General features: G+C 69.1%; 28 protein-coding genes and 1 pseudogene. 13 read left to right on the top strand and 16 right to left on the bottom strand.

All coding sequences use genetic code 11. The features are described from left to right. Positions 1 to 24 precede the first annotated feature (24 nt). Entirely contained in the window at positions 25 to 1746 is a 1722-nt protein-coding gene (locus tag AC069H_RS37195) for a TIGR03767 family metallophosphoesterase (RefSeq protein WP_478235450.1), read from the bottom strand. Between the two features lie 161 nt (positions 1747 to 1907). Between AC069H_RS37195 and AC069H_RS37190 the strand changes: the two genes are divergently transcribed. After that, positions 1908 to 2357: a hypothetical protein gene (locus tag AC069H_RS37190; RefSeq protein ID WP_233621852.1), complete on the top strand. Its 450-nt coding sequence runs from the start codon at positions 1908 to 1910 to the stop codon at positions 2355 to 2357. On the opposite strand, the pseudogene AC069H_RS37185 reads toward AC069H_RS37190, so the two are convergent. Further along, positions 2354 to 2913 (bottom strand): annotated as a pseudogene (locus tag AC069H_RS37185) (TetR/AcrR family transcriptional regulator C-terminal domain-containing protein). The gene AC069H_RS37190 and the pseudogene AC069H_RS37185 sit on opposite strands and share 4 nt — an antisense overlap. A gap of 57 nt (positions 2914 to 2970) precedes the next feature. On the opposite strand from AC069H_RS37185, the gene AC069H_RS37180 reads away from it, so the two are divergent. Then, a complete protein-coding gene (locus AC069H_RS37180; RefSeq protein ID WP_478235449.1) occupies positions 2971 to 3252 on the top strand; it encodes a hypothetical protein in 282 nt (93 codons plus the stop codon). On the opposite strand, the gene AC069H_RS37175 is transcribed toward AC069H_RS37180, so the two are convergent. Both AC069H_RS37175 and AC069H_RS37170 read right to left on the bottom strand, forming a co-directional pair. Then, on the bottom strand, positions 3221 to 4483 hold the full coding sequence (locus tag AC069H_RS37175; RefSeq protein ID WP_478235448.1) for an ABC transporter substrate-binding protein: 1263 nt from the start codon (positions 4481 to 4483) through the stop codon (positions 3221 to 3223). The genes AC069H_RS37180 and AC069H_RS37175 overlap by 32 nt on opposite strands. 100 nt (positions 4484 to 4583) lie before the next feature. Then, positions 4584 to 6221, bottom strand: a complete 1638-nt coding sequence (locus AC069H_RS37170; protein ID WP_478235447.1) for a long-chain fatty acid--CoA ligase — start codon at positions 6219 to 6221, stop codon at positions 4584 to 4586. A 451-nt stretch (positions 6222 to 6672) separates the two neighbouring features. On the opposite strand from AC069H_RS37170, the gene mihF reads away from it, so the two are divergent. Both mihF and AC069H_RS37160 read left to right on the top strand, forming a co-directional pair. Beyond that, positions 6673 to 6984, top strand: a complete 312-nt coding sequence (mihF, locus tag AC069H_RS37165; RefSeq protein WP_005155963.1) for an integration host factor, actinobacterial type — start codon at positions 6673 to 6675, stop codon at positions 6982 to 6984. 107 nt (positions 6985 to 7091) lie between these two features. Continuing rightward, complete coding sequence (locus tag AC069H_RS37160) at positions 7092 to 8231, top strand: isochorismate synthase (RefSeq protein WP_478235446.1); 1140 nt, start codon at positions 7092 to 7094, stop codon at positions 8229 to 8231. 69 nt (positions 8232 to 8300) lie between these two features. Here the strand turns inward: AC069H_RS37160 and AC069H_RS37155 are convergent, their stop codons facing one another. Both AC069H_RS37155 and AC069H_RS37150 read right to left on the bottom strand, forming a co-directional pair. After that, positions 8301 to 8990 carry a 4'-phosphopantetheinyl transferase family protein gene (locus AC069H_RS37155; RefSeq protein WP_478235445.1) on the bottom strand — a complete coding sequence of 230 codons (690 nt, stop codon included), beginning with the start codon at positions 8988 to 8990 and terminating at the stop codon, positions 8301 to 8303. Then, positions 8987 to 10327 carry a cation:dicarboxylate symporter family transporter gene (locus AC069H_RS37150; RefSeq protein ID WP_478235444.1) on the bottom strand — a complete coding sequence of 447 codons (1341 nt, stop codon included), beginning with the start codon at positions 10325 to 10327 and terminating at the stop codon, positions 8987 to 8989. Before AC069H_RS37150 ends, AC069H_RS37155 begins: the two co-directional genes overlap by 4 nt. Before the next feature lie 127 nt (positions 10328 to 10454). Here AC069H_RS37150 and AC069H_RS37145 point away from each other — a divergent pair, with 127 nt between their 5' ends. Next, positions 10455 to 11624 carry an acyl-CoA dehydrogenase family protein gene (locus AC069H_RS37145; RefSeq protein ID WP_478235443.1) on the top strand — a complete coding sequence of 390 codons (1170 nt, stop codon included), beginning with the start codon at positions 10455 to 10457 and terminating at the stop codon, positions 11622 to 11624. A 90-nt stretch (positions 11625 to 11714) separates the two neighbouring features. Here AC069H_RS37145 and AC069H_RS37140 read toward each other — a convergent pair whose 3' ends face one another. From AC069H_RS37140 to AC069H_RS37125, 4 genes are read right to left on the bottom strand one after another with little or no spacing between them, the layout of a single operon-like run. Beyond that, the gene (locus AC069H_RS37140; RefSeq protein ID WP_016337451.1) at positions 11715 to 12044 is read right to left on the bottom strand and encodes a hypothetical protein; all 330 of its coding nucleotides are present in this window, start codon (positions 12042 to 12044) and stop codon (positions 11715 to 11717) included. A gap of 58 nt (positions 12045 to 12102) precedes the next feature. Next, positions 12103 to 12744, bottom strand: coding sequence for a TetR/AcrR family transcriptional regulator (locus AC069H_RS37135; RefSeq protein ID WP_478235442.1), 642 nt, complete (start codon positions 12742 to 12744; stop codon positions 12103 to 12105). Next, positions 12735 to 14279 (bottom strand): ATP-dependent acyl-CoA ligase, encoded by a 1545-nt coding sequence (locus tag AC069H_RS37130; RefSeq protein ID WP_478235441.1) that lies wholly within the window; start codon positions 14277 to 14279, stop codon positions 12735 to 12737. The genes AC069H_RS37135 and AC069H_RS37130 overlap by 10 nt, the downstream gene beginning before the upstream one ends. Further along, positions 14276 to 15019: an enoyl-CoA hydratase/isomerase family protein gene (locus tag AC069H_RS37125; protein ID WP_478225355.1), complete on the bottom strand. Its 744-nt coding sequence runs from the start codon at positions 15017 to 15019 to the stop codon at positions 14276 to 14278. The genes AC069H_RS37130 and AC069H_RS37125 overlap by 4 nt, the downstream gene beginning before the upstream one ends. A gap of 47 nt (positions 15020 to 15066) precedes the next feature. On the opposite strand from AC069H_RS37125, the gene AC069H_RS37120 reads away from it, so the two are divergent. The 7 genes from AC069H_RS37120 (at position 15067) to AC069H_RS37090 (ending at position 20307) form a co-directional block, all read left to right on the top strand. Beyond that, positions 15067 to 16656 (top strand): amidohydrolase, encoded by a 1590-nt coding sequence (locus tag AC069H_RS37120; protein WP_478235440.1) that lies wholly within the window; start codon positions 15067 to 15069, stop codon positions 16654 to 16656. A gap of 5 nt (positions 16657 to 16661) precedes the next feature. After that, entirely contained in the window at positions 16662 to 17111 is a 450-nt protein-coding gene (locus AC069H_RS37115) for an N-acetyltransferase family protein (protein WP_478225357.1), read from the top strand. A 35-nt stretch (positions 17112 to 17146) separates the two neighbouring features. After that, entirely contained in the window at positions 17147 to 17830 is a 684-nt protein-coding gene (locus AC069H_RS37110) for a metal-dependent transcriptional regulator (RefSeq protein WP_410648321.1), read from the top strand. Between the two features lie 175 nt (positions 17831 to 18005). After that, positions 18006 to 18386, top strand: coding sequence for a transcriptional regulator (locus AC069H_RS37105; protein ID WP_478235476.1), 381 nt, complete (start codon positions 18006 to 18008; stop codon positions 18384 to 18386). Between the two features lie 9 nt (positions 18387 to 18395). Next, on the top strand, positions 18396 to 19454 hold the full coding sequence (locus AC069H_RS37100; RefSeq protein ID WP_478235439.1) for a zinc-dependent alcohol dehydrogenase family protein: 1059 nt from the start codon (positions 18396 to 18398) through the stop codon (positions 19452 to 19454). A gap of 95 nt (positions 19455 to 19549) precedes the next feature. Continuing rightward, positions 19550 to 19678 (top strand): hypothetical protein, encoded by a 129-nt coding sequence (locus AC069H_RS37095; protein WP_478225359.1) that lies wholly within the window; start codon positions 19550 to 19552, stop codon positions 19676 to 19678. Further along, positions 19666 to 20307 carry an alpha-ketoglutarate-dependent dioxygenase AlkB family protein gene (locus tag AC069H_RS37090; protein ID WP_478235438.1) on the top strand — a complete coding sequence of 214 codons (642 nt, stop codon included), beginning with the start codon at positions 19666 to 19668 and terminating at the stop codon, positions 20305 to 20307. The genes AC069H_RS37095 and AC069H_RS37090 overlap by 13 nt, the downstream gene beginning before the upstream one ends. 149 nt (positions 20308 to 20456) lie before the next feature. On the opposite strand, the gene AC069H_RS37085 is transcribed toward AC069H_RS37090, so the two are convergent. Genes AC069H_RS37085 through AC069H_RS37065 form a run of 5 tightly spaced genes read right to left on the bottom strand, consistent with a single transcriptional unit; the run spans position 20457 to position 24739 of the window. Beyond that, positions 20457 to 21314, bottom strand: a complete 858-nt coding sequence (locus AC069H_RS37085) for a 5-oxoprolinase subunit C family protein (protein WP_478235437.1) — start codon at positions 21312 to 21314, stop codon at positions 20457 to 20459. Then, the gene (locus tag AC069H_RS37080) at positions 21311 to 21916 is read right to left on the bottom strand and encodes a 5-oxoprolinase subunit B family protein (RefSeq protein WP_478225362.1); all 606 of its coding nucleotides are present in this window, start codon (positions 21914 to 21916) and stop codon (positions 21311 to 21313) included. Before AC069H_RS37080 ends, AC069H_RS37085 begins: the two co-directional genes overlap by 4 nt. Beyond that, positions 21916 to 22674 carry a LamB/YcsF family protein gene (locus AC069H_RS37075; RefSeq protein ID WP_478225363.1) on the bottom strand — a complete coding sequence of 253 codons (759 nt, stop codon included), beginning with the start codon at positions 22672 to 22674 and terminating at the stop codon, positions 21916 to 21918. Before AC069H_RS37075 ends, AC069H_RS37080 begins: the two co-directional genes overlap by 1 nt. Continuing rightward, entirely contained in the window at positions 22674 to 23468 is a 795-nt protein-coding gene (locus AC069H_RS37070) for a putative hydro-lyase (protein WP_478235436.1), read from the bottom strand. Before AC069H_RS37070 ends, AC069H_RS37075 begins: the two co-directional genes overlap by 1 nt. A gap of 26 nt (positions 23469 to 23494) precedes the next feature. Continuing rightward, positions 23495 to 24739, bottom strand: coding sequence for an MFS transporter (locus AC069H_RS37065; RefSeq protein WP_125674250.1), 1245 nt, complete (start codon positions 24737 to 24739; stop codon positions 23495 to 23497). Between the two features lie 182 nt (positions 24740 to 24921). On the opposite strand from AC069H_RS37065, the gene AC069H_RS37060 reads away from it, so the two are divergent. Next, on the top strand, positions 24922 to 25569 hold the full coding sequence (locus AC069H_RS37060) for a GntR family transcriptional regulator (RefSeq protein ID WP_125674432.1): 648 nt from the start codon (positions 24922 to 24924) through the stop codon (positions 25567 to 25569). Between the two features lie 73 nt (positions 25570 to 25642). Here AC069H_RS37060 and AC069H_RS37055 read toward each other — a convergent pair whose 3' ends face one another. Beyond that, positions 25643 to 26869, bottom strand: a complete 1227-nt coding sequence (locus AC069H_RS37055) for a family 16 glycosylhydrolase (RefSeq protein ID WP_478235435.1) — start codon at positions 26867 to 26869, stop codon at positions 25643 to 25645. Positions 26870 to 26990 lie beyond the last annotated feature (121 nt).

Here is a 26990-nt window from a genome sequence, read left to right as displayed (position 1 = left end):
AACTCGCGTGATCGAAGGCGGAACTCAGGCGAGCGGGTTCGGCAGGAGGAGTTCGGTGTTCTGGTCTTGGGCGGTACCGACGGCGGAAAGCGAGGCGTGGATGTCGTTGTACGAGAACTCCCGGTACAGTGACGCAAGCGCTTGCGTCGAGGTGTCCGAGTACGGAGCCTCGTATGGGGCCTCTGCCTCGATCAGGGTCGTGAACAGCGACAATGTGCCGTCGGCGTTGTCGGCGACCTCGATGATCCGCGCGTGCTGCGGGAAGTCGATGTGCGAAGCGGTGTTGATCTCCCAGAAGCCCTGCTTCGCGGTTTTGCCGGCGTGCGGGGTGATCTTGTTGTGGTGCGTGTGCCCGTTCACCCACGCGAGCACGTTCGGGAACCGGTGCAGCAGCGAGACGAACGTGTCGCCGTTGAGCCGGAGCTCCAGCGGGTGGCGCGCGTCCGGCAGCACGTTGCCCATGGTGCCGCTGGTGTGGTGGCTGAACAGGATGAACAGCTCGTCCGTCACGTTCTGCGTGACCTTGCGCCCGAAGAAGTCGTAGTACGTCGAGCTGTTGCGCTTGAGCGTGTTCTCCACCCAGGTGAACTGCCCGAGCCCGATCGATCCGTCGGCCAGCCCGGCCATCGTCGTGGTGTCGAGGCTGATGCCGGTGATCCCCGGCGCGATGCGGAAGGTGTAGTACACGTTCCGCCCGTCGGCGTTGTTCTCGCTGAACCCGTGGCCGACCGGGCCGGGTCCGGTGTTGGCGGAGTCGAGGTGGTGCCGCACGAACTCCGCGGTGCTGAAGGGCCGCCGTCGCTCGTCCGGGGTGACCTCGCGGATCGTGCCCGAGCCGCCGAACAGCTCCGTGACCGGGACGCCGGAGCCGGACCCGATCGCCTTGGCGAGCTTCCGCGACGTCGTCTCGTCCTTGCCGATCACCTTGAAGCGGCCGGTGTACCAGGCGTCCATCCCCGGCAGGTCCGGCACCGTGCCGACGATGCTGTCGTCGTGGTTGCCGAAGGTGCAGAACCACGGGACGTCGAGACCGGGCGAGGTGAAGGTGTTCGAGGCCGCGTCGAGCAGGCCGGGCAGCTGGGGGAAACCCTTCTTCGTGTACGCGTCGTCCAGCGTCTCGCCGGGGTTCCAGTAGTGCGAGGACCCGGACGTCTGGACGCCTTCGTGCACGTTCGGGTCGCCCGAGGTCGGGTTCACGGTGCCGCCGTTGAGCACCTTGAGGAACCATTCGAGCTCGATGAGTTCGTGGTTGTCGGTGTTGTCACCGGTGGTGACCATGAAGTCGATCGGCCGTCCGGTGAACGGCCCCGCCTTCAGGCTGTTCACCCGCTCGACCAGCGCTGTCGTCGCGACGGGGCCGAGGGTTTCCTGCGGCCGGTGCGCCGAGCCGACGAACGGGTGGAGGTACTCGAACCGCGCCGGGCTTTCGGCGTCGGTGAAGTGCAGGTCGGTGAACTGCGCGAAGGAGGCCATCGCGCGGCGACGATCGTCGCGGCCGGACTTCGGCGCGGCCAGGTCGCCTCGGACCACGAGCGGCCAGCCGGGGCCCGCGGTCAGCCGCGTGTAGCCCGGTCCGCTGGTCCGCGGGGCCGCCGCGGCTTCGAGCGTGGTGCCCGCGGTGCGCACCGCGCGGGTCGTGGTGCGCGCCAGTGCCCGGTCGAGCGCGTTGGCGGTGGGCGTGCACAGCAACAGGCCGACGCCGGCGGCGCCGGCCGCGGTGAAGGTGCGCCTCGAGATGACGGACATGGCGGTGCCCCCAGTCGTCGCGGATGGATGTCGCGGAAGGACGATGCCGGAAGACGTTAGCCGTGAGGTGAACGTCAGAAAAGGGTAATGCGAAAATTTGTCACGTTTGGCGGAATGCCAAAGAAGCCAAGCAGGCTGGTTACGCTGGCCGCTTGGCGAGCGTGGGAGGTGGCCAGGTGGGTGCTTCGGCTTGGTCGGTCCGCGGCCGGTTCGACGGCGATCCGGAAGCGGCGCTGGACGCGATGAAGGCACGCGTCTTCGAGGAGGGCGACTACCTCTGGGAGGAGGACGAACTCGGCCGCCCGGACTCGATCGACGAGCTGTACGAGGTGGAGAGCGTCCAGGAGTCCGGGACCCATTCCGTGCTGGACGTCCACGAGTTCATCAGCGCCACGGGTGAGGACGACTTCGGCACGATCCGGCCCCTGACCGACGCCGAACTCGTGGCGGCCTTCGGTACCGAGGAGCCGTCCGTCGCCGACTTCGACGAACTCGACAAGGCGGGACGGCTGCCGTACGAGCGCCGCCCGCGCTGGAGCGCGAACTGCGCGCTGCTGTACGAGAACGACGTCGCCGTCGAGCTGGCGATCTGGGGTGTCTCCGGGGACTAAAGGTGAGCGTCGGCGGTTGAGGAGTTCGGTCCAGCGGGTCGTGAGTGGCGATTCGGGTTAGAACACGAATCGCCACTCACGACCCACTGGAGCCGAGCTTCGAGCCCGTCCAGGATCACCTCGACGCCCAGCTCGAACAGGTCTTCGCCGCTTTGCGTCGCGAAAGCCGGGCCGAGCCTGCTCACATGGGGATAGGCCGCCAAACGATCGAGAAACGCCTCGTCCGGCTTCCGCGCGGGGAGGGTCTCCACCGAAGTCAGCACGTGTGCCGTGAGCAGTCGCGAGATCCCCGCGGTGTCTTCTTCCGAAAGCCCGCGTCCAGCAGGATCCGCGCGGTCGTCTCGATATGGCCAAGCCGGTGTGGCCCGGTAGGTGGCCGCTCGCGCAGCAGTGCGGCCGTGTCCCGGTGACGCAGCAGCAGGGCGCGGAACTGGCGAAGCCCGCTCGCGAGCTGTTCACGCCACGGCAGGTCGCTGTCGATCTCGAAGGCGTCGGCGCAGATCGCCTCGGCGACGAGGTCCAGCAGTTCGACGGCGGCCTCAGTGTTCTCTATCACTGATAGAGAACGGGAAGTGATGCGCTGGACAGCGAAGATCCGCCTGGTCGCGGTGCTGTGCTCGATCGTTTCATCGTCGGAAACGCGCTCGGCCTGCTGGTTTGGTTCCGCTGGCGGTGGCTGTTCTGGCCGGTGCTCGCGGTCAACGTCGCACAGGCGTTCGGCGTGTACGTCGTGCCGTTCGAAGTGCACCGGGCGGCGATCGCCGAACACGGCTGGCCGGGTGTGCTCCCCTCCCTGATCACCGATGGCGGCGCGGTGATCCTGTCGATCGTGCTGATCGTCGCTTACGTGCGTTCGCGGCGGCTCACGCGGACAGGCGACCCAGTTCGGCTTTGACGGCCTCGACGGCGGTCTTGGTCTCGGCGACCGGGTCGGCGCCGTCGCGGGCGATCCGGCCCAGCGCGTCGACGAGCGCGGTGTTCGCCACCGGAGTCCACAGTGGACCGGCGGCACGGCCGTTCTCCTTGACCAGCTTCGCGGCGTCGGCCGCCGCGGCGACCTTGTCGAGCACACTCAGCCGTGCGGGCAGATGGAACCCGAACCTGGTGGCGAACTCCTGCTGGAAGTCGGTGCGCTCCAGCCACAGCCATCTGACGAAGTCCTTGGCGGCGTTGGGGTTCAGGCTCTTGGAATGCACCATCGCGCTCAACCCGCTGACCGGGACGGACGGCGCGCCCGCCGCGTCGAGCCGAGGGAAGGCCAAGACACCGAAGTCGTCCTTCACCGTGTCCTGGATCTTCGGCAGGTTCCACAGCCAGGTCCACTGCATGGCCGTGAGCCCGTCGATGAACGGGAGCGGATCCGCCCAGTCCGTCGAAGCGCCCAGAAGCAGCGAACCGTTGAGTTCGTGGAGTTTCGCGAACACCGTGGCGGCACGCGGATCGTCGAAGCCGACGGATTTCCCGTCCTTGACGTAGTCGAGCCCGGCCGACCACAGCAGAGGCCCGGCGAGCACCGCCGCGCCCGCGTCGTTGCCGGCGAACAATCCTTTGACGCCGTCCTTGGACAGTTTCTTCGCCGCGTCGACGAGTTCGTCCAGCGTCTGCGGCGGCTGGACCCCGGCCTCCTGCAGGAAACTCTTGCGGTAGAAGAGGACCTGGGCGTCGAGTGCCTGTGGGATCCCGTAGACCTTGCCGTCGACCGTCTGCGCCGCCAGCACCGAGGGGTTGAAATCCCCGCGCACGGGCCCGATCACGTCGTCCAGTGGGACGAGGAGGTTCTGCCGGACGCGGTCGACGGTGACCTGGCCTTCGAAGATGTCGGGGACCGGGCCCGCCTGCAGCGCGGCGTTCAGTTTCGTCTCGTAGTCGTCGGGATTCCACTGCACCGCGACCTTGGACTTCTGGTACACGGCCGCGTAGCGCGTGACGGCCTCCTGGACGCCGGCCTCGGGATACGGGTGGTACCACTGCGCGAGGTCCACCGGTTTCGGTTTGGGCCTGGTCACGCCGGCGGAGTAGGCCGTCGACGGCGGCGGGTTTCCCGTTTGGACGGTGTTGGATCCGCAGGCGGAGAGCACGGTCGTCCCCGCGAGCGCCAGGAACGTTCGCCTGTTTGTCTTACGCACCGACAAAACCCTTCGCCGAACGCGGTAAAGGCCATCTTCAGGGACCAGCGTCCCTCAAGATGGCCTTCACGGAAGGGCAGGCGCGCGGGAGATTAACCCGTTAGAGCTGACTGACGTCGAGTTTTCCTTCGGAGTGGAACGCCCGCAGCCGCTTCTTGTCGAACTTGCCGACACTGGTCTTCGGGACTTCGTCCACAAAGGTCCAATTCTCCGGGAGCTGCCACTTCGCGACCTTGTCGGACAAGAACTCGCGCAGTTCCTCGGCCGTGGCGCTCTGGCCCTCCTTGAGCACGACGGCGACCAGCGGGCGCTCGTCCCACTTCTCGTCGGGGATACCGACCACGGCCGCCTCGGCCACCGCGGGATGCGCCATCACCTGGTTCTCCAGATCCACCGAGGAGATCCACTCGCCGCCGGACTTGATGACGTCCTTCGCGCGGTCGGTCAGCGTGAGATAGCCGTCCGGGCTGATCTTGCCGACGTCTCCGGTGCGCAGCCAGCCGTCGTGGAACTTCTCCGGGTCGGGCTCGTCACCGCTCGTGCCGCTGTAGTACGACGCCGCGATCCACGGGCCCTGCACTTCGAGCTCGCCGACGCTTTCGTTGTCCCACGGCAGTTCCTCGCCGTTGTCGCCGATCAGCCTGGCGCTGACGGACGCCGGGAACCGGCCCTGGGTGTAGCGGTAGTCCCACGCCTTCTCGCCGGTCGCGGCGGCGGGCGGACGCGCCACGCTGCCCAGCGGCGACGTCTCGGTCATGCCCCAGGCGTGCAGGATCGGCACGCCGTAGCGGTCCTCGAACGCGTGCATCAGCGACGGCGGTGCCGCCGATCCGCCGACGACGACCTCGCGCAGATGCGAGATGTCCTGCGGGTTCGCGTCGAGGTGGGAGAGCAGGCCCTGCCAGATCGTCGGGACGGCGCCGGCGAAGGTCGGCTTCTCGGCCTCGAGCATCTGGGCGATGGGCGCGGGCTGGAGGAAGCGATCCGGCATCAGCAACGAGGCGCCGACCATCATCGCCGCGTACGGCATGCCCCACGCCATCGCGTGGAACATCGGGACGATCGCGAGGGCCTTGTCGTGCTGGGCCAGCCGCATGCTGTCGGACATCGTGACCTGCATGGAGTGCAGCCAGATCGACCGTTGGGAGTACGCGACGCCCTTCGGGTCACCCGTGGTGCCCGACGTGTAACACATCGCGGCGGCCGAACGCTCGTCCACCTCGGGCCAGTCGAAGGTGTCCGGCTGGCCGGCCAGCAACTCGGCGTAGGAGTGCACCTGGACGCCGTCCGGCGCCTGGAGGGTGGAGGCATCGCCGTTGGCCACGATGACGTGACGCACGGTCTTCAGCTCGGGCAGCTGCTTGGCCAGCAGCGGGACGAGCGTGCCGTCGACGATGACGACCTGGTCCTCGGCGTGGTTGGCGACGAAGACGAGCTGTTCCGGGAACAGCCGGATGTTCAGCGTGTGCAGCACCGCGCCCATGGCCGGGATGGCCAGATAGGCGGCCATGTGCTCCGCGTTGTTCCACATGAAGGTGCCGACGCGCTGGTCGCCGGTGACACCGAGGCTCCGGAGCGCGTTCGCGAGCTTCGCGGCGTGTTTGCCGAGCTCGCCATAGGTCTCGCGGCGGGCTTCTGAACCGGTCCAGGTGATGACTTCGCTCTCGGAGTGCACCGTGGTGCCGTGGCGGAGCAGCCTGCCCAGTGACAGCTGCCCGTCCTGCATCGTGCTCAACATCGCGTACTCCCGTGGTGCTCGTTCTCCGGTGAACTGGGGTTGCGCCGACTCTAATCCGGGAGGGGTGAACCGGTCAGTAACATCGCAGGCAACCGTTCGGTCACAGTGTCGCGCTAACGGGTGTTCGCCGGTTCGGGCCAAGATCCTCAATAATTCGTATTTTTCGTGCCATGAAACGAAAAATGGCCGACTGTGCGAAGTGATGACATCGCTCATAAGGGTGATGAACGCGGGCGAATCGCCGCTCGAACGGCGTGTTTCCGCAGGCTGGGGCGGGTTGCCCGCGGCGTGGTCGAGGGGTAATAAGTGCGTGTCGGTTTCACGGCCGAGGAACGGGTGGCGTTTACTGGAGCCGTGGTACAGAGACGGCTGGCCAGCGCTTGCTCTTGCAAGCATGGTTTAAAGGCCGTCGGCCGCGAAAGCGGAGACCTGAGATGAAAGGACTACTACGTTGGCTCTGCCCACGTTGACTCCGGAGCAGCGCGCCGATGCCCTCGCCAAGGCGGCTGAGGCTCGCAAAGCGCGCTCCGAGCTGCTTGCGTCGATCAAGTCCGGCAAGGAGAGCATCGACAAGGTGCTCAAGCAGGCCAAGGAGAACAAGACCATCGGCAAGACGAAGGTCACGCAGCTGCTGAAGGCCGTGCCCGGCCTGGGCGCGGTCAAGGTCGCCGCCCTGCTGGAGCAGGCCGGGATCGACCCGGACCGGCGTGCCGCCGGCCTGGGCGAGCGGCAGCGCGAGGCCCTTCTCGAGGCGCTGAAGTAACGCTTCCGCCCAGGTCACGGGCTGTCCGGGGGAAGGTGTTGCCTGAGAGGCTGTTGCCCGGGCAACACTTTCCCCTGGTCTCAGCCGGAGCCTGGGACGCTGGTGGGGTGACGACCAGTACCGCACCGGCGACCCCGGCAGACCTGGCCGCCCGCTACGAGCGGGGCGACTTCCTCCTGGCCACGGCACGGCACGCGCTCCTCGCGAGCGGGTCCGTGGCCACCGCGACCGAGACCGAGCCGTCGCGGCTGTCCCGGGTGCTCCCCGGGCTGTTCACCGACTCGGGCGCGTCGATCGCGGTCGGTGTGCTGCCGTTCGACACCACCTCGATGCCGGGGCATCTGGTCTTGCCCCGTGCGATCCATCGCGCGTCTTCCGACCACGCGACCGTCCCGCCGCGCACCGCGCTTCCCCGGCCGGTCAAGGTCTCTCCCGTGCCCGAACCCGAGGCGCATCTGGCCGCCGTCCGCGCGGCCGTCTCCGCGCTGAGCGACCGTGACCTGCGCAAAGTCGTCCTCGCCCGAGCGCTCGACCTCGACTTCGAGGAGGCCGTCCCGGTCGCCGAGGTCGTCCGGAACCTGGCGAACGGGAACCCCCGGCACACCACCTACGCCGCGCAGCTGCCCGGCGGCCGCACGCTGGTCGGCGCCACTCCCGAACTCCTGCTCTCCCGCACCGGCGGCGCCGTGGTGTCCCGGCCGCATGCCGGGTCGATGCCCCGGTCCGCGGACCCGGCGATCGACAAGGCGAACGGTGAGGCGCTGCTGGCGTCCGAAAAGGACCACGTCGAACACGCCGTCGTGGTGGAGTCCGTCGTCGAGACCCTGCGGCCGTTCTGCCGCACCCTCGACGTCCGCGGCCCGGAGCTCGTCTCGACCCCGGCGATCTGGCACCTCTCGACCACCGTCACCGGCGAGCTGATCGACGAGGACGTCACCGCGCTGGACCTCGCCGCCGCGCTGCATCCGACCCCCGCGGTCTGCGGCACGCCGACCGGGGCCGCGCGCTCACTGGTCCAGGAGCTGGAGCCGTTCGATCGCGAGTACTACGCGGGTGCCGTCGGCTGGGTCGACGCGGCGGGGGACGGCGAATGGGCCGTCGGGATCCGGTGCGCGGAAATCGCCGACACCTCCATGCGGCTGTACGCCGGCGGCGGCATCGTGCCCGCCTCCGACCCCCGGAGCGAGCTCGACGAGACCTCAGCGAAGTTCCGCACCCTGCTGGCCGCCATGGGCCTGGAGATCTGACGCGTTTCGTCCTCTGAATGCGGTACTTGCACGCGCAACTACCGCATTCAGAGGACGAAACGCGTGGAGTCAGAGGGGCGCGAAGTCTTCGGTTACCGCGATGTCGTCCGAGGTCAGCAGCGCGACGGCGGCCCGGTAGCCCTCGGCAGCCTTCAGGTCCGCGAGGCGGGTCCGGTCCGGGTCGAGGGCCTGGTGGCTCGACCGCACCAGCCGCGCCTGCTCGCCGTGGCCGGAGAACGTGATGCTCTGCAGCGGGATCTTGAGGCCCTTCCCGGTGGCCTTCATGACGGCTTCCTTGCGCGTCCAGTAGGTGAAGAACGCCGTCGTGCGCTCGTCGTCGGACAGCCCGGAGATCGCGGCCAGCTCCGTGGGGGTCAGCGCGTACTCCATGAGCGAGTCCTCGGCCCGCCTGGTGGCCGTCTCGACGTCGAGGCCGACCGGCGTCCCCGCGGTGGCCGCGACGCCGATGAGGTCGCCGGAATGCGAGATCGACAGCATCAGCGGCGCGCCGGGGATCCGGGGCCGTCCGTGCGGTTTGCCGCAGTCGTCACAGGTCGCGTCGAAGCTCACGTCCTCGACGGCCATGCCGAGCCGCTCGGCGGCGACCGTCTTGGCCAGGACCCTGCCGGTCAGGAACCGGCGTTTGTCGATGTCCTGGCGGTAGTTTCCGTACCGGCCCTGCTCCAGCTCGTCGAGCAGGGCCAGGAACCGGGGTTCGGCGGGCAGGGGCGGGGACCAGCGGACCGCACATTCGATCACGTCTCCCTTTTTACCTGATCCCGCACCGGATCACTCGGGTGTTCGTCGAGCAGCGTCGCCTCGTCGAACGGTGATCGGCCGTTCAGGGTCCGATCCAGCTGCTCGCGGTCGATCTCGTTGGTCCAAGTGCCGATCAGCACGGTCGCGACGGCGTTGCCCGCGAAGTTCGTCAGCGCGCGGGCCTCGGACATGAACCGGTCGATGCCGACGATGAACCCGACGCCGTCCACCAGCTCCGGCCGGTGCGAGGACAGCCCGCCCGCCAGCGTCGCGAGCCCCGCGCCGGTGACCCCTGCCGCGCCCTTCGACGCGATGATCATGAACACCAGCAAGGAGATCTGCTCGCCGATGGTCAGTGGTTTGTCGAGTGCGTCCGCGATGAAGATGGACGCCATCGTCAGGTAGATGGCGGTGCCGTCGAGGTTGAACGAGTACCCGGTTGGCACGGTGATTCCGACGACCGGTTTGGAGACGCCCGCGTGCTCCATCTTCGCGATCAGCCGCGGCAGCGCCGACTCCGACGACGACGTCGACAGGATCAGCAGGAACTCGCGGCCGAGGTACTTCAGCAGCTTGAAGATGTTGACCCTGGCGAGCAGGCCGAGGATCAGCCCGAGCACCACGAACACGAACAACGCGCAGGTGATGTAGAAGCCGAGCATGATCACCGCGAGACTCTGCAGCGCCTTCCAGCCGGTCTCGCCGACGACCGCGGCGATCGCGCCGAACGCGCCGACCGGGGCAGCCCACATGATCATCGCCAGGATCCGGAACACGAGCCGCTGGATGTGCTCGATGCCGCGGCGGATCGGCTCGCCCTTCGTGCCCAGTTTCTGCAGCGCGAACCCGGCGAGCAGCGCGACCAGCAGCGTCTGCAGCACCTCGCCTTCGGTGAACGCCGAGACCAGCGTCTTCGGGATGATCCCGAGCAGGAAGTCGACGGTGCCCTCGCTCTTGGCGATCTGGCCCTGTCCCTTTTCGGCGATCTCGGGGGTCAGGTGCAGTCCGGTGCCCGGCTGGAGGAGGTTGCCGACGACCAGGCCGATGACCAGCGCGACCGTCGACATGACCAGGAAGTACCCGAGCGCGAGCCCGCCGACGCGGCCGACCTTCGCGGCCTTCGCCACCGAGCCGACGCCGAGCGCGATCGTGCAGAAGATGATCGGCGAGATCATCATCTTGATCAGGTTCACGAACCCGGTCCCGAGCGGCTTCAGTTCCTTGCCGAACTCGGGGAACAGGATGCCGACCGCGATGCCGAGCGCCACCGCCGCGATGACGGCGATGTAGAGGTAATGGGTGCGGTCACGCTTCGCTGCGGGTGCTTCCGTGCTCATTGGTGCCCTTCGACGAGATGGGGACAGGTCGCGAAAACTTATGACAACTCCTCGGCGAACGGCAATCGAAGCGGTACGCTTGAGCTAAGCGAGCGCTTAGTCACTGTCGAACAGGAGCGGGCTGACCATGGATTTCTCTCTGAGCGTCGAGGAACGCGAGGTGCGCGACTGGGTCCGCACGTTCGTCCAGCGCGACCTCATGCCGCGTGAGCAGGAGGTGCTGCGCCGCGAACGCGCCGGTCAGCCCGGCCTGACCGCCGACGAGCTGCGCGAACTGCAGCTGAAGGCCAAGGAATCCGGCTTCTGGGGGGTGCAGACGCCCGAGGAGTACGGCGGCATGGGCCTGTCTGCGGTGATGACCGCGCTGCTGGAGGCCGAACTCGGCCGCACGTTCGTGCCGTTCCGCTTCGGCGGCGCCGCGGACAACATCCTCTACTACGCCAACGACGAGCAGAAGGAGCGCTACCTGCTCCCGACGATCTCGGGCGAACGCAAGTCGTGCTTCGCGATCACGGAGCCGGGCGCCGGCTCGGACGCCAAGGCCATCCGGACCTCCGCCCGCAAGGACGGCACCGACTGGGTCATCAACGGCGAGAAGACGTTCATCACCGGCGGCAACGAGGCCGACTTCGTGATGGTCTTCGCGATCACCGACCCCGCGAAGGGCGCGAACGGCGGTGTCACCTGCTTCCTCGTCGACCGCGACGCCGGCTGGAAGTCCGAATACATCGACACCATGGGTGAATGGGGCCCGGCGTCGCTGGTCTTCGAGGACGTCCGCGTGCCGGAGACGCAGATCCTCGGCGAGCTCGGCCACGGTTTCGACCTGGCCATGCAGTGGATCGGCGCCGGCCGCTACCTGCTGCCCGCCCGCGCGATCGGCTCCTGCGAGCGGCTGATCTCCATGGCCATCGAGCACGCGAACACGCGGGAGACGTTCGGGCAGAAGATCGCCGAGCGCCAGGCCATCCAGTGGATGATCGCGGACTCCGGCACCGAGCTGGAGGCCCTGCGCTGGCTGGTGCTGCACGCCGCCTGGCAGGTCGACCAGAAGCTGGACTCGCGGCACGCGCAGTCGATGGCGAAGCTGTACGGCGGCGTGAAGGCGAACGAGATCGTCGACCGCGTCCTGCAGATCCACGGCGGGATGGGTTACACGCGGGAGCTGCCGGTCGAGCGGTGGTACCGCGAACTGCGGCTGCTGCGGATCTACGAGGGCACCGACGAGATCCAGCGCCGGACCATCGCGCGCAACCTGCTCAAGGGGCACGTCAAGGTCGGCGGCACCTTAGGCTGACAGTGCCTGGCACTGCCTAGCGGCCGTACATGCCGTGAAGGCCTCCTTCCCTACCTTGAGCGTGGGGAAGGAGGCCTTCACGGACTTTCTCTAGTCCTCGTCCTTCTGGTTCCGCATCGCGATCGGGACCCCGGCCAGGTCCTCTTCGTTGCAGAGAAGTTTCACGTCGTAGTACGGCGAACCCTTGCGGTCGTCGTAGTCGAGATGGACGGCCAGCACATCGACCGGTTCCCCGAGCCACTCCTGAGCCTGACGTAGCCATGTCGCGCACCGTTCGAGCGCCGTGGGCAGGTCGTCGTCGCGGAAGCCCACCGGGCGGTAGGGGACGTCCTGCACCTGATCACGGGGGTTCGAAGGCACCGGCAACGCCGGCGAGAGACCCGAGTCGTCCAGTTCGAGTTGGATCGTTTGCTCAGTCACCCTTCGAGCGTCCCCCAGAGAAGCCGTCTGAGCAAGGCGTAGGGGGTATGAGTCGCCGCTAAACGGGCACTCGCCACACTCCCGAGACCACTTCACGGCAGTTTTGCAACGCCGTGACGTCCAGCCGGCCTTCGCAGGCGAGCGCCCGCAGCGCCAGCTCCGCGTAATGCGCGGCCAGCTGATCCAGGGTGAGCGGCCCCGACGCCGAATACCAGCGCGCGACCCCGCTGCACATCTCCACCAGCGCGAGCCGGGTCACCGAAGGCTGGTCGGTGTGGAAAGCGCCCGCCGCGACACCGTCCTCGATGGCGTCCGCCCACAGTCTTTCGTAGGCGTCGCGCAGTCCCACCACTTCGGCCCTGGCACCCGGGGTGAGCGCGTGGACCTCGTTGTCCACCACGCGGGTGTCATCCGGCTGGATGGCGTGCGCGAGCACGTGCAGCGCCACCAGGGAGCCGAGCCGCGACACGGGATCGGTGAGTCCGGCGGTCGCCCGCTCGGCCGCGTCGAGCAGGCGCCGCAGCGACTCGTTCATGATGGCGACCAGCAGATCCTCTTTGGTGCCCATGTAGTGGTACAGGCTGGCGGACGACAGCTCCGCCTCCTGCGCCAGATCCCGGATGCCGGTGCCGTGGAACCCCTTGGCGGCGAACAGTTTCACCGCCGCCTGCCGGACTCTCTCCCGGGTGCTCACAACCATGTCCCGGTGGTCCTGTCCCACGAACCGGCGCGGAGGTCGCCCGCCTTCTTCAGCTCGCCCTTCGCGACCCGTTCGGACGGCGTCATCGGCAGCTCCGCCGCGATGGCCCAGAACCGGGGAACCTTGAAGTAGGCCAGTTTCGTCGAACAGAACTCCGCCAGCTCGGCAGGCTCGCACCGGTGCCGCTCGTTCTCGTCGAGGACGATGTACGCCTTGACCTCCTCGCCGCGGATGTCGTCCGGCACCGCGATGACGGCGGCGAGCTTGACCGCGGGATGCAGCTGCAGCGCCCGTTCGACCTCGTCCGCGGAGATGTTCTCGCCGCTGCGGCGGATCATGTCCTTGGTGCGGCCCACGTAGTACACGCGGCCTTCGGCGTCCATTGTGGCCAGGTCGCCGGTGTGGAACCAGCCGCCGTCGAAGGCGCGCCTGGTCGCTTCGGGATCGTCGTGGTAGCCGTGCATCAGGCCGACCCCGCGGATCAGCAGCTCACCGGTTTCCCCGCGCGGCAGCGGTTTCCCGTCCTCGCCGGCGATCATCACCTCGCGGGCGGGCGTCGGCCTGCCGAGGCAGCCGGTGCCGACGGTCTCCTCGTGATCCGCCGGGTACATCCGGATGTCGCCGCCGGTCTCGGTCATGCCGAAGGCCTCGTACCACGGCGCGCCCCAGCGTGCTTCGAGCGCGCCGTGCAGGTCGCGCGGGATGGCCGAAGCGCAGATCGCGCGCACCTGGTGTGCCTTGTCCAGCTCGCTTTCCGGCTGCCGCAGCAGGAGGGTGGGCATCAGGCCGAGGCAGTAGAACCAGGTGACGCCGTGTTCGCGGATCTTGTCCCAGAACGTCGACGGGTGGAAGCGGTCGAGCACCACCAGGGTCGCGCCGCCCGCGAGCCCCAGCGCGACGTTCCACTGTGGATCTATGTAGTGGAACGGTTGCGCGGTCAGGATGACGTCGTCCGTGCCGACCGACGGGTAGTCCGTGGCCAGGCCGATCGCGAGTGTCGTCCAATACCGGTTCGGCAGTACGCAGCCCTTGGGTGCGCCCGTGGTTCCCGAGGTGTACTGGATGTTGACCGGCCGTTCGGCTTCGCTCGTGAAGGCCGGGGCGGCACCGGAACCGGCGAGTTCGCCGGGTGTGAGCACGCGTTCCAGCGAGGTCTCCGGCGCGATCTTGTTCAGCAGCTCCAGGAATTCCTCGGCGGCCACGGCGAACCTGGCGCCCGAGTGCCGGAGCACGTGGGCGCCGTCGAACTCGCGGTACCCGGTGTTGACCGGGACGAGCACCCCGCCGATCCTGGCCAAGGCCAGCCACAGCAACGGGAACTCGGGCTGGTTGCGCAGCATCACCGCGACCCGGTCACCCGGTTCCACGCCGAGTTCCAGCAGCGCGCGGGCGAACTCGGTGCTGCGCGCGTCGACGTCGGCGAATGTGAAGCTTTCCCCGGTGGAGTCGAAGATCCACGCCGTCTTGTCCGGCCAGAGCGCGGCGGCCCTGGTGGTCAGTCCGAGGAGGGTGTCGATTCCGGCGAACGAGGTCATGCCCGGCTCCGGAAAGCCTCGGCCGAGGCGGCGACCTCGGCGGAGTGCTCGGTGATCAGCGCGTGGCTGACTTCGAGTTCGAGGGCCGCGTCGAGGGAGCTGTCGATGCCGGAATCGAGGGCGCGTTTGGCCATCGTGGCCGCGGCCGCCGGATGCGCGGCGATCTTGGCCGCCCAGGCGAGGGCGGTGTCCATCAGGTCGTCGACGGGCAGGGCGGCGTTGACCAGGCCGAGTCCGGCCGCTTCGGCGCCGCTCACGCGCTCGCCCAGCAGCAGGAGTTCCTTGGCCTTCAGCGGGCCGACCAGCAGCGGCAGCAACCGCGAGGCCGCGCCCGTGACGCTCAGGCCCAAGGAGACCTCGGGGAAGGCGAATACCGCGTCTTCGGCGGCGAGGATCAGGTCGCAGCCCATCGCGAACTCGGCGCCCGCGCCGATCGCGTAGCCGTGGACCGCGGCGATGACGGGCTGGCGCAGTCCGCGAAGACGGCGCGTCACGTCCTGTAGCCGGTCGAGTCGCGGGCGTGAATCACCCGGCGGGGTGGGCTCCTTGAGGTCGTGACCGGCGCAGAACGCCCTTCCCCGGCCGGCCAGCACGACGGCGCGCGCGTCCGATTTGGCGGCCGCGTCGAGCGCCTCCAGCAGGTCGTCGACCAGTTCGGCGACCACCGCGTTGAGCCGCTCCGGGCGGTTCAGCCAGATCACGGCGATGCCGTCGTCGAGTGCGTAGTCCACGGTGCTCATGACGCCGAGCCTAGACGACCGATCGATCGATCGATAGAGTCGAATCCATGCGGGTCGACACGGTCTACGAGAACGCCCGGTTCCTCACCGGAACAGAGGAATCCGCATCGCTTGCGGTGCTGAACGGGCGGATTGTCGCGTCGGGCGACGACGCCGCCGCGCTTTCCGCGAAACGTCGCGTGGATCTCGGCGGGTCGGTGGTCGTGCCCGGATTCCACGACGCGCACAACCACATGGCCTGGTTCGGCATGGCCCTCGACGACGTCGCGCTTTCGGATTGCCGCAGTGTCGACGAGGTGTACGACGCCGTCGCGCGGCGCGCGGCCGAGACGCCGCCGGGCGGCTGGATCATCGGCAGCGGTTACGACCAGAACAAGCTCGTGGGCGGCCATCCGACGAGGCAGGGGCTCGATCGCGCCGCCCCTGGCCACCTCGTGCGGCTCAAGCACACTTCCGGGCATATGACCGTGGTCAACTCCGCGGTACTGGAGCGCCTGGACCTGGGGAACGTGCCCGTGGGCGGCGACGTCGTCCGCGACGAGGACGGTTCGCCGACCGGTCTCCTGCGGGAGCAGGCCCAGCTCATGCTGCGGCCGCTGACCTACCCGACGCCGGTGGAGCGGGTCGTCCGCGGGCTGGACAGGGCGAGCGAGCGGTATCTGGCCGAGGGGATCACGAGTGTCCAGGAGGCCGGGATCGGCGGGGGTCTCGTGGGGGAGACCCCCGCCGAACTCGCCGCGTACCAGCTGGCGCGCGAACGCGGGGTGTTGCGCGTGCGGAGCACGGTGATGGTCGCGGCGAGCGTGCTGCACGACCTCGATGCGGGTGCCGGCTTCGGCTTGGACCTGGGGATGCGCACCGGGTTCGGCGACGAATGGCTGCGGATCGGCGCGATGAAGCTGTTCGCCGACGGATCACTGATCGGCCGGACCTGCGCGATGCACGAGCCGTTCGCGGGCGAGCCGGACAACGTCGGCTACTTCCAGGTGCCCGAGGACGAGATCGCGCGGACGATCGCCGCCGCGCACCAGGCGGGCTGGCAGATCGCGACGCACGCCATCGGCGACCGCGCGATCACCGTCGTCCTCGACGCTTACGAGGCCGCGCTCAAGACCGACCCGCGGCCCGACCACCGGCACCGCATCGAGCACTGCGCGGTGCTGCGGCCCGGGGAGCTGAAGCGGCTGGCGTCGCTGGGGCTGGTCGCGTCGCCGCAGGGCCGGTTCGTCAACGAGATCGGCGACGGCATGCGGGCCGCGCTGGGCCCCGAGCGCGAGCCGTGGTGCTACCGGCTCAAGAGCCTGCTCGACGCGGGCTGCGTGCTCCCGGCCAGCTCGGACCGCCCCGTCGTCGAGGGCGCGCCGCTGCTCGCGCTGGCCGACATGGTGCGGCGGAAGACCGCGTCCGGTGTCGTGCTGGGTCCCGATGAGCGGCTCACACCGGCCGAAGCCCTGCGCGCGTACACGTACGGATCCGCGTACGCGGCTTTCGCCGAGAAGGACCTGGGCACGCTGGAGGTCGGCAAGCTCGCGGACTTCGCCGTCCTCTCGGCCGACCCGACCGACGAGTCCACTTTGGATTCGATCCACGTCGTCGCCACCGCCGTCGGCGGCGACATCGTCTACGAACGGAGCTGAGACCCATGCCGGTACGGGACGCGGTCGCGGACGACATCGAGGAGATCTGCGCGCTCATCGAGGAGCACGCGGTCTACGAGGACAAACACGATCTGAAGCTCGACAGGCAGGAGATGGCCGGGTTCCTCTTCGGACCCGACCCGAAGGCCTGGGTGCTGCTGGCCACCCCTCCGGGTGAACCGGGCAAGATCGCGGGCTTCGCCTTCTGCAGCTGGAACTTCTCCACCTGGGAGGCCCGGCCGGGGATCTGGCTCGACGACCTCTTCGTGCGCCCGGAACACCGCCGCTTCGGCCTCGGGCGGGAGCTGCTCGACGAGCTGAGCGCGCGGACGCCCGGCCGGGTCGAATGGGACATGCAGGAGGGCAACGAGAAGGGCGAGGCGTTCTACGCCCAGCTCGGCGCCGAACCCGTCCCCGGCTGGATCCGGTACCGCTGGCGACCCCACGCTGGGTGAGTCGCACGGGAGCGGCAAGCCGTAAACTCGCACCCATGGGTGAAGGGGCAAGCCGCAGGTCGTCGTCCGTGGAGGACTACGTCCGGGTGATCTACGGGCTGGTGGAACGCGGCGAGGCCGTCACCAACACGTCGCTGGCCGGACGGCTGGAGGTCAGCCCGTCGTCGGCGTCCGGCATGGTCACCAAGCTGTCCCAGCTCGGGCTGGTCGCGCACGTCCCGTACCGGGGGATCGAGCTGACCACAGACGGCAGGCTGCTCGCCCGCTCCGTGCTCCGCCGCCACCGGCTGATCGAGACCTACCTGGTGTCCGAACTCGGCTACACCTGGGACGAGGTCCACGCCGAGGCCGACGCGCTCGAACACGCGGTGTCGGACAGGCTCGTCGAGCGGATCGCCGCGAAGCTCGGCAACCCGGTGCGCGACCCGCACGGCGACCCCATCCCCGCGCCCGACGGCAGCGTCGAGGAGATGCCGATGCGCATTCTCGACGACCTCCCGCCCGGCGCGGTCGGCGAGATCGTCCGCGTCTGGGACACCGATCCGGAGCTCCTGCGCTACCTCACCGAGCACGCCATCGGCCTCGGCGAGCGGATCGAGGTCGTCGAGCGCCAGCCGTTCGGCGGCCCGATGGTGGTCAAGGTCGGCTCGCCCCCGGACGCGGCGACACACGCCATCGGCAAGGAGATCGCGCAGGCGCTGTCGGTCGCGCTGCGCTGAGCCCGTGTCCACTGTGGACGCGTATCGGCGGGGCGCATGTAGGGAATTTCCCCTACGTCTCTGCATAATTACGTCACCCGCCTGCCGCGCCGATAGGTGATCCAAGACCCTTCCGATCATGTGATCTCGCGCCTAGGCTGCGCTATTCCGGGTGGCTAGCGAGCGTGCGAAGGCGATGAAGATGACCGGTCAGCGGACACACACCATCGACCGGGGGGTGGCGGAAGGACGTGAACTCAGGCGGCTGCTGGAGACGGGGCCGTTCGCGGACGCCCTCAGGGCGGCGATCAGGGCGCGGGGGCTCGGTCTCGATCGGATCCGGTACCGGCTCAGAGGGCGGGGATGCTCGGTCAGTCTCGCGACACTGAGCCACTGGCAGTCCGGCCGCTGCCGTCCGGAACGGCCGGAATCCCTGCTGGTGCTCAAGAATCTCGAGGAGGTCCTCGGGGTGCCGCCGGACTCCCTGTCACGGCTTCTGGGGCCGCCGCGAGGGCGGGCGGCCCGGTGTACGGTGCCCGGCGAGGGCATCGTGATGCGGCGAGGCCGGGACACGTAGGGAGTGCGGGTGCGGGCGGTCGTCTTCGAGGAGTTCGGGGTGCTGCCCGAGGTACGCGAGGTGCCGGATCCGGTCGCGCCGCCGGGCGGGGTGGTGATCGCCGTCGAGGCGACCGGGGTGTGCCGCAGCGACTGGCACTCCTGGCAGGGGCACGACACGTCGGTGAAGCTGCCGCACGTCGCCGGGCACGAACTCGCCGGCCGGATCGCGTCGCTCGGCGAGGGCGTACGCGGCTGGTCGGAGGGCGACCGGGTGACGGTGCCGTTCGTCTGCGCCTGTGGAACCTGCGCCCAGTGCGCGGCCGGTGACCAGCAGATCTGCGACCGCGAGTTCCAGCCGGGCGCGACCCACTGGGGCTCGTTCGCCGAGTACGTCGCCATCGAAAACGCCGAGGTCAACCTCGTGGCGCTGCCCGACTCGCTGACGTGCGCAGAAGCGGCGGCGCTGGGCTGCCGGTTCGGGACGGCGTTCCGGGCCGTGCTGCGCCAGGGCGGGGTCCGGCCGGGTCAGCGGGTCGCGGTCTACGGCTGCGGCGGGGTCGGCGTCTCGGCGATCCTGCTGGCCGTCGCGGCCGGTGCGTCGGTCGTCGCCGTCGACCCGTCTCCGCAGGCCAGGGCGCTGGCTGTGCGGATGGGGGCTTCTTCGGCCGTCGATCCGTCCGCGTTCGAAGGCCATGAAGCCGTCGCCGCGCACGTCCGCGACCTGACCGGCGGCGGCGCGCACGTCTCCCTCGACTGCCTCGGTTCGCCGACCACCTGTGCCGCCTCGATCGGCAGCCTCCGGAAGCGGGGACGGCACGTTCAGGCAGGGCTGATGCCGCCCGCGCAGGGCGTCGCGCCGATCCCGATGCACCGGGTGATCGGCGGGGAGCTGGAGATCGTCGGCATCCACGGGCTGCAAGCGCACGAGTACCCCGAGATGCTGCGGGTCGTGGAGACGGCCGGGATCGACCTCGAGGGCATGATCGGCAATCGGGTCGGCCTCGACGACGTCCCCGCCGTGCTGGCGGAGATGAACGACCCGGTGCCCGCGCGAGCTGGGGTGACGGTGGTCGAACTCGCACGGTGACCGGGTGAACACACTGCGGTCAACCGGCCGATCGGAGTAGTCCGAAAGGTGGCTTCTCCCGGCCCTTTGTGGCAGCTTCCTTGGCCGTGACAGTCATGGGTGCTCCGTCCCTGCCGCGGTTCGGCCGATCCGTGCTGCGCCGGTTCGTCGCGGCGGGTGTCCTGGTGCGGGGCCACCGGATCGTCGGCGCGCGCCCTGGCAAACTCGACGCGTGGACGCGCTGATCCCTCGCCCGCGTACCGAAGTCGCGCCCGGTGCGGTGCATGTTCCCGACTGGCTCGACCTCGACGAGCAACGCCGCCTGGTCGAAGCGTGCCGGGGCTGGCGTGGCTACCGCCGGACGCGGCTGCCGAACGGCGGCGTCATGTCGGTGCGGACGGTCTGCCTCGGCTGGCACTGGCACCCGTACCGGTATTCGAAGGTGACCGCGGACGGCTCCCCGGTGCTGCCGTTTCCTTCGTGGCTGGGCGATCTCGGGCGGCGGGCCGTTTCGTCCGCTTATGGTCCGTCGTCGTACGAGCCGGACATCGCGCTGGTGAACTTCTACGACTCCGCCGCGAAGATGGGCCTGCACCAGGACAAGGACGAGGCGTCGTTGGAGCCCGTCGTTTCGCTGAGCCTCGGGGACGCTTGTGTCTTCCGGTTCGGGAACACGGTCGACCGTGGGCGGCCGTATACGGACGTGGATCTGCGGTCGGGGGACCTGTTCGTGTTCGGCGGGGAGTCGAGGCTGGCCTTCCACGGGGTGCCTCGGATCTTGCCGGGGACCGCTGATCCGGCGCTGGGGCTGGTGGGGCGGTTGAACATCACTTTGCGGGTTTCAGGACTCGGGAGTGGTAAGGACGGTCCGTGAAGGCCTCCTTGCCTACCTTGAGGGTAGGCAAGGAGGCCTTCACGGACCTTGGTGACCTCCACGCGCAGGGGGCCTCAGGAGGGCAAGCGCTGGTACCGAGCCGGTCAAGCCTCGTGAGTGGCAAGGACGGCTAGAACCGTCCTTGCCACTCACGAGAGCCGGAACCGCACCCGCTGCCCCGGCCGCACCTGCGCGGCCAGATCCAGATCCGCTTCCTCCACCACCGCGATCACCGGGTAGCCCCCGGTCACCGGATGGTCGGCCAGGAACAGGATCGGCTGCCCCGAAGGAGGGACCTGCAACGCGCCCGGCACAGCCGCCTCGGGCGGTAGCTCGCCACCTCGCGCCCGCGACAGCACAGGACCCTCGAGCCGTACGCCCACCCGATCGACGTCGGACGTGGCGACGTAACCGGAAGAGACCAAAGTGGACAGTGCGGCGGGGGTGAACCAGGAAACCCGAGGGCCGGCGCTGATCCGCAGAACCGGGACGTCGGGCAAGGGAGCGCGAGGGGCGAGATCCACCCCGGGATGGGCCTGTACCTCCTGGCCCACCGGCAAGGTCATCCCCGACGAAAGCACGGGCGGGCCGAGTCTGCCCAGGGTGTCGGTCGCCCGCGCGCCCAGTACCGGAGGGACGTCGATGCCGCCACGCACCGCGACATAGCAACGCAAACCGTGAGAAGCCATGCCGAGCACGAGTTCGTCGCCGGGGCCGACCGGGATCGGCGAGTCCGAGCCGAAAGCCCGTCCGCCGACGGTGACCGAGCAGGGCGCGCCGGTGACGGCGATGGTCGCCGGAGCCGGGAACCGCAGGACGAGACCGCCCAGAACGCACTCCAGGGCCGCGTGGCTCTCGGGGTTGCCGACCAGCCGGTTCGCCAGCCGCAGCGAACCGCGGTCGGCGGCGCCGGACCGGCCGACGCCGATCGCGGCCAGGCCGGGCCGCCCGAGATCCTGCACGGTGGCGAAAACCCCGGGCCGGACCACTTCGATCTTCGCGGTCATGAAGTGAACCGGATCCTGGTTCCGGGTGCCAGCAGGTTCGGCGGCTCCCGCTCGACGTCCCACACCGGCAGCGTGGTCCGCCCGATCAGCTGCCAGCCGCCGGGCGAGGCGTTCGGGTACACCGCCGTGTATTCGCCCGCGATCGCGACCGACCCGGCGGGGACGCGCGTCCGCGGACTCGTCCGGCGCGGCAGGTGCAGCGCCGGGTCGAGCCCGGTCAGGTAGGCGAATCCGGGAGCGAAGCCGCAGAACGCCGAGACGTACGTCCCGTCCTCGTGCCGCCGGACCACCGCTTCCGCCGACATGCCGGCGGCGGCCGCGACGTCGGCGAGGTCCGGGCCGTCGTAGCGCACCGGCACGACGATCTCGGCGGCCTCGCGCGGTTCGACGTCCACTCCTGCCCGGCCGAGGACGTCGCCGGCGAGCCGGTCGTGATGGGTCCGGCCGGGGTCGAACCGGATGAGCAGGGTCCGCGCGGCGGGGACCAGCTCGACGACGCCGTCCGGCGGGTCCTGCTCCAGAGACGCGTGCAGCCCGAGCACCTCCGACGGATCGTCGAAGTCGACCATGGCCGCACGCGCCCCATAGGGCAGCAGTCGCATCAGGCGGCCTCGATGAAGGGTCCGATGTGGACACCGGAGGCGTCGAGCCCCGCGCGGATCCGCCGCGCCAGTTCGACGGCGCCGGGCGTGTCGCCGTGCACGCACAGCGAATGCGGCTGAAGAGCCAGCTCGGTCCCGTCGGCGGCGACGACCTTGCCGGTGGTCGCCATCGCGACCGCGCGTTCGGCCACCTCGTCGGCGTCGTGGAGAACGGCGCCGGGCAGTTTCCGCGAGACCAGAAGGCCTTCGGGCGTGTACGCGCGGTCCGCGAACGCCTCGGCGTACGCGGGGGGCCCGGCCTTTTCGGCCTGCTTGGCCATTTCCGATTCAGGCGGGCACAGCAGTGCGAGCTCGGGGTGGAATCGCCGGATCCCTTCGACCACCGCGGCCGCCTGCTCCGGATCCACCGCGGCCGTGTTGTACAACGCCCCGTGCGGTTTGACGTACCGCACCCGCGAGCCCGCCGCGCGGGCGAACGCGTCCAGCGCGCCGATCTGGTAGAGCACGTCGTCAGCCAGGTCGGCGGGGGCGACGTCCATCGCCCGCCGCCCGAATCCGGCGAGATCGCGGTAGGCGACGTGGGCGCCGATGACGACACCGCGCTCCGCCGCGCGCTCGCACACGCGCCGCATCACCGACGGGTCGCCGGCGTGGAAGCCGCAGGCGACGTTCGCGCTGGTGACGATGTCGAGCATGGCGTCGTCGTCGCCCATCTTCCAGGCGCCGAAACCTTCGCCGAGATCACTGTTGAGGTCCATCAGGCCACCCTGAACTCACTGTCGAGCTTGTCGGTCACGAACATGTAGCCCGGCGCGTGCGTGATCGCGAACGGCGGCCGCGAGGCCATCAGCGCCGCCTGCGGGGTCACACCGCACGCCCAGAACACCGGCACGTCACCGGGTTCCGCGTCGACCGGGTCGCCGAAGTCGGGCTTGCCGAGATCGGCGATACCGAGCGCGGCCGGGTCTCCGATGTGCACCGGCGCGCCGTGGACGGCGGGCATCCCGCGGGTGATCCGCACGGCGTCGTCGACGCGGTCTTCGGGGATCTGCCGCATCGAGACGACCATGGGCCCGTGCAGGCGCCCGGCCGGGACGCACTCGCGGTTCGTCACGTACATCGCCACGTTGCGGCCCTGGTCGATGTGCCGCAGCGGGATGCCCTCCGCGGCCAGCGCCGATTCGAAGGTGAAACTGCACCCGATCGAGAACGCGACCATGTCGCTGCGCCACAGCCCGCTCGCGTCGGTGAGCTCGCCGGACAGCGCGCCGTTCTGCCAGACGCGGTACCGCGGCAGGTCGGTGCGCAGATCCGCGCCGGGCGCCAGCCGGGTCGACGGGTCGCCGGGGTCGCTGACGTCGAGTACCGGACAGGACTGCGGGTTCCGCTGGCAGAACAGCAGGACGTCGTAGGCCCAGTCCTCGGGGACGGCGATCAGGTTGGTCTGGGTGAACCCGTTCGCCCAGCCGGTGGTCGGGCGGGCCGTGCCCGCGCGGAACAGGGCGCGGGCCTCGCCGGGGGACAAGGTCGCCGGTTCGTCGAAGGTGGTCATCGCGGTGCCTCCTCTTCCGATTCTGGTCACAGAAGTTCGCGGCCGCGAGTCTCGGGCAGGCCGAGCAGCGCCAGCACGGCGATGCCGTAGCCGACCGCGCCGAACACCATCGCGCCGCCCGCGCCGAGGAAGCCGACCACGGCGGGGAACGTGGCGCCGATGGCCCGGCCGAGGTTGTAGGTGAAGCCCTGCCCGGTCCCGCGCAGCGCCGACGGGTACAGCTCGGCGAGGAACGCGCCGAATCCGCTGAAGATCGCGGACATCGAGAACCCGAGCGGGAAACCGAGGAACAGCACGAGCGTGTTCGCGCCCGCCGGGATCTGCGTGTAGGCGACGATGAGACCCGCCGACAGCACCGAGAACAGCAGGAAGGTCTTCTTGCGGCCCAAGAGATCCGTCAGATAGCCACCGGTGACGTACCCGATGAAGGCACCGGAGATCAGGAACGCGAGATAGCCGCCGGTCCCGATGACGGTGAGGCCGCGGGTGGTCTTGAGGTAGCTCGGCAGCCAGGTCGCCAGCGTGTAGTAGCCGCCCTGGACACCGGTGGCGAGAAGCGCGGCGAAGAACGTCGTGCGCAGCAGGTCCGGCTTGAAGATGCCCGCCAGCGAACCGCGTTCCTTCTTCGTGGCGCGGGCCGCTTCGGCGACGGGCGCGTCTTGGACGTTGCGGCGGACCCACAGCACCAGCAGCGCGGGGATGACGCCGGTCCAGAACATCACGCGCCAGGCGATGTCCGGGCTGAACAGGCTGAAGACGACGGTATAGACGACGACCGAGAGCGCCCAGCCGACGGCCCACGCACTCTGCACGAAGGCGACCGTGCGGCCGCGATACTTCGCCTGCGAGTACTCCGCCACCAGTGCGGCGCCGGCGGCCCATTCGCCACCGAAGCCCAGACCTTGCAGGGCGCGGAACACCAGCAGCGTCTCGAAGTTCGGCGCGAACCCGCAGAGCACGGTGAAGATCGTGTACATCGCGATGGTGATCTGGAGGGTGCGGACCCGGCCGATGCGGTCGGCCAGGATGCCCGCGCCGATCCCGCCGATCGCCGAAACCACCAGCGTCGTGGTGCCGAGCAGGCCCGCCTCACCGCCCGAGAGGCCGTAGTAGGCGGTGATCGCGGCCAGGCCCAGCGGCAGGGTCTGGTAGTCGAACGAATCGAGCCCGTATCCGCCGAACGCGCCTACGAAGGCCCGGCGGCCTCGCGAACCGAGCGTGCGGAACCAGGCGAAGGGGCGTGTGTCTTCGGTAGTGGCTGTCGCGTTCATCGGCACCTCCAGAGGGTGAATCTCAGGGTGGCACGGGTCACATGCTTTGCCACTGTAGGTATTGTTCAACAATTCCACAAGAGGATTCTTGGCTGAGCCTCTTGTGGCTAGGTAGGATCGGTCACGTGACGATCGCGGAGGGTGGTCCTGCCTCGGTGGAAGGACTCGAGGCGGATCGCGGCATGATCAGCCGCACCAGCACGGCCGAAAGGGTCGCGGGCGTCCTCCGCACGCGTATCGCGGAAGGCTTCTTCCTGCCCGGCGTCCGGCTGTCGGAGCAGGACATCGGCTCGGCGCTCGGCGTCTCCCGCAACACACTGCGCGAAGCGTTCCGGCTGCTCACGCACGAACGCCTGCTGACCCACGAGCTCAACCGCGGTGTCTTCGTGCGGGTGCTGCCGGTCGAGGACGTCGTCGACCTCTACAAGGTCCGCAAGGTCGTCGAGTGTTCCGCGGTGCGGGCGGTGACGGAGAAGCCACCGACGTTCGGGAAGCTCGCGCGCCTGGTCGAGGACGGCAGGGTCGCCGAGCGGAGTGAGCGCTGGCAGGACCTCGGCACCGCGAACATCCGGTTCCATTCGGCGATCGCCGAGCTGAGCGGCAGCGAACGGATCGACGAGCTGATGCGCGGCATCCTCGCCGAGCTGCGGCTGGTGTTCCACATGATGGCCGACCCGCGGCGCTTCCACGAGCCGTATCTCAAGCGCAACGCGGAGATCCTCGAGCGCATCGAGGCAGGCGACGGCCTTGGCGCCGAAAAGCTCCTCGCGCAGTACCTCACCGACGCCGAAAACCAGCTCGTCGAGGCCTACGCCGAACGCTCCCCCTGACGCAATCCGTCCTCTGAACGCGGTGGTTCGGGATGCGAACCACCGCGTTCAGAGGACGAAACGCGAGATCGGGCTAGGGGGTGACCCATTTCTGGTTCGCGCCGCCTCCGCAGGTCCAGATCTGGAGTCGCGTCCCGTTCGCGGAGCTGTTCCCGGTGGCGTCGAGACACTTGTTCGCCTGCGGGTTCACGATGTCGCGCGCGCCGCTGACCGCCCATTTCTGCGCGCCGGATCCGTTGCAGTCCCACAGTTGCACGGCCGTGCCGTCCGCGGTCCCGCCGCCGGAGACGTCCATGCACTTGCCGAGCGCGCGGATCGTGCCGTCGCCGCCGATGGTCCAGTTCTGCGCCGCGTTCCCGTTGCAGTCGGTGATCTGGATCGGGGTGCCGTTGGCGGTGTTCGCGCCGGCGACGTCGACGCATTTCCCGCCGATCCCGGTGATCCGGCCGGTCCGCCCGGCCGTGTCGCTGGAAGTGACGTGCACGTAGTCGACGACGAGACGCTGCGGGAACACCGTGCTGGAGTTCGGGTCGCCAGGCCAGTAGCCGCCGACGGCGAGGTTCAGGATCAGGTAGAAGGGGTGGTCGAAGACCCAGCGGTTGCCGTTGAGGTCGGCGGGGGTGCGGGTCTGATAGAGGTTCCCGTCCACGTACCACTTGATCTGGTTCGGTGCCCAGTCGACGGCGTAGGTGTGGAAGTCGTCGGAGAAGTTCGGGCCGTTGTAGGCCGCGCCGATGCCGCCCGCGCCGGAGTAACCGGGGCCGTGGAGGGTGCCGTGCACCGTGTTCGGCTCGAAGCCGACGTTCTCCATGATGTCGATCTCGCCGCTGTCGGGCCAGCCGACGTTGCCGATGTCGGCGCCGAGCATCCAAAACGCGGGCCACATCCCCTGCCCGCGCGGCAGTTTCATCCGCGCTTCGAACCGGCCGTAGGTCTGGGTGAACTGGCCCTGCGTGGACAGACGCGCCGAGGTGTACTCGCAGCGCCCGTACCAGCAGTTGTAGTTGCCCGGATTCTCCTTCTTCGCGGTGATGACGAGATTGCCCTGGCCGTCGAGCGCGGCGTTGTTCGTCCCGGACGTGTACCACTGCCGCTCGTGGTTGTTGACGTTGTCACCGGTCTCGAAATGCCACTTCGAGGTGTCGATACCCGCGCCGGCGGGGCCGTTGAAGTCGTCGGTGAAGGTCGCGGCCATGACCGCGGCCTCGGAGGCCGGAGCCTGGGCTGTGGCAGGGAGTGAACCGAGCAGGACGCCGGCGGCGAGGAGCGCCGCCCAGCGGAACCGAGCTGAGATGGACATCGTTGTCGCCTCTCTGACCGTTGGGGACCCCGCGCGGCAGGGAACGCGCGAGAGAACGGAAAGCGCTGGCAGAACCTACTTTGTTGTGCCTGACAACAAAGTATGCATGGTCTCTACCACT

The sequence above is a fragment of the Amycolatopsis sp. NPDC043887 genome (assembly GCF_056435665.1).
This window is presented reverse-complemented; position numbering and strand designations above follow the sequence as displayed.

Bases quoted from the DNA above. Each gene is read 5' to 3' on its own strand.
- AC069H_RS37195 (WP_478235450.1), bottom strand. From the start codon at position 1,746: ATGTCCGTCATCTCGAGGCGCACCTTCACCGCGGCCGGCGCCGCCGGC.
- AC069H_RS37170 (WP_478235447.1), bottom strand. From the start codon at position 6,221: ATGTTGAGCACGATGCAGGACGGGCAGCTGTCACTGGGCAGGCTGCTC.
- AC069H_RS37150 (WP_478235444.1), bottom strand. From the start codon at position 10,327: ATGAGCACGGAAGCACCCGCAGCGAAGCGTGACCGCACCCATTACCTC.
- AC069H_RS37145 (WP_478235443.1), top strand. From the start codon at position 10,455: ATGGATTTCTCTCTGAGCGTCGAGGAACGCGAGGTGCGCGACTGGGTC.
- AC069H_RS37135 (WP_478235442.1), bottom strand. From the start codon at position 12,744: ATGGTTGTGAGCACCCGGGAGAGAGTCCGGCAGGCGGCGGTGAAACTG.
- AC069H_RS37130 (WP_478235441.1), bottom strand. From the start codon at position 14,279: ATGACCTCGTTCGCCGGAATCGACACCCTCCTCGGACTGACCACCAGG.
- AC069H_RS37125 (WP_478225355.1), bottom strand. From the start codon at position 15,019: ATGAGCACCGTGGACTACGCACTCGACGACGGCATCGCCGTGATCTGG.
- AC069H_RS37120 (WP_478235440.1), top strand. From the start codon at position 15,067: ATGCGGGTCGACACGGTCTACGAGAACGCCCGGTTCCTCACCGGAACA.
- AC069H_RS37115 (WP_478225357.1), top strand. From the start codon at position 16,662: ATGCCGGTACGGGACGCGGTCGCGGACGACATCGAGGAGATCTGCGCG.
- AC069H_RS37110 (WP_410648321.1), top strand. From the start codon at position 17,147: ATGGGTGAAGGGGCAAGCCGCAGGTCGTCGTCCGTGGAGGACTACGTC.
- AC069H_RS37105 (WP_478235476.1), top strand. From the start codon at position 18,006: ATGAAGATGACCGGTCAGCGGACACACACCATCGACCGGGGGGTGGCG.
- AC069H_RS37095 (WP_478225359.1), top strand. From the start codon at position 19,550: ATGGGTGCTCCGTCCCTGCCGCGGTTCGGCCGATCCGTGCTGCGCCGG.
- AC069H_RS37085 (WP_478235437.1), bottom strand. From the start codon at position 21,314: ATGACCGCGAAGATCGAAGTGGTCCGGCCCGGGGTTTTCGCCACCGTG.
- AC069H_RS37080 (WP_478225362.1), bottom strand. From the start codon at position 21,916: ATGCGACTGCTGCCCTATGGGGCGCGTGCGGCCATGGTCGACTTCGAC.
- AC069H_RS37075 (WP_478225363.1), bottom strand. From the start codon at position 22,674: ATGGACCTCAACAGTGATCTCGGCGAAGGTTTCGGCGCCTGGAAGATG.
- AC069H_RS37070 (WP_478235436.1), bottom strand. From the start codon at position 23,468: ATGACCACCTTCGACGAACCGGCGACCTTGTCCCCCGGCGAGGCCCGC.
- AC069H_RS37065 (WP_125674250.1), bottom strand. From the start codon at position 24,739: ATGAACGCGACAGCCACTACCGAAGACACACGCCCCTTCGCCTGGTTC.
- AC069H_RS37060 (WP_125674432.1), top strand. From the start codon at position 24,922: ATGATCAGCCGCACCAGCACGGCCGAAAGGGTCGCGGGCGTCCTCCGC.
- AC069H_RS37055 (WP_478235435.1), bottom strand. From the start codon at position 26,869: ATGTCCATCTCAGCTCGGTTCCGCTGGGCGGCGCTCCTCGCCGCCGGC.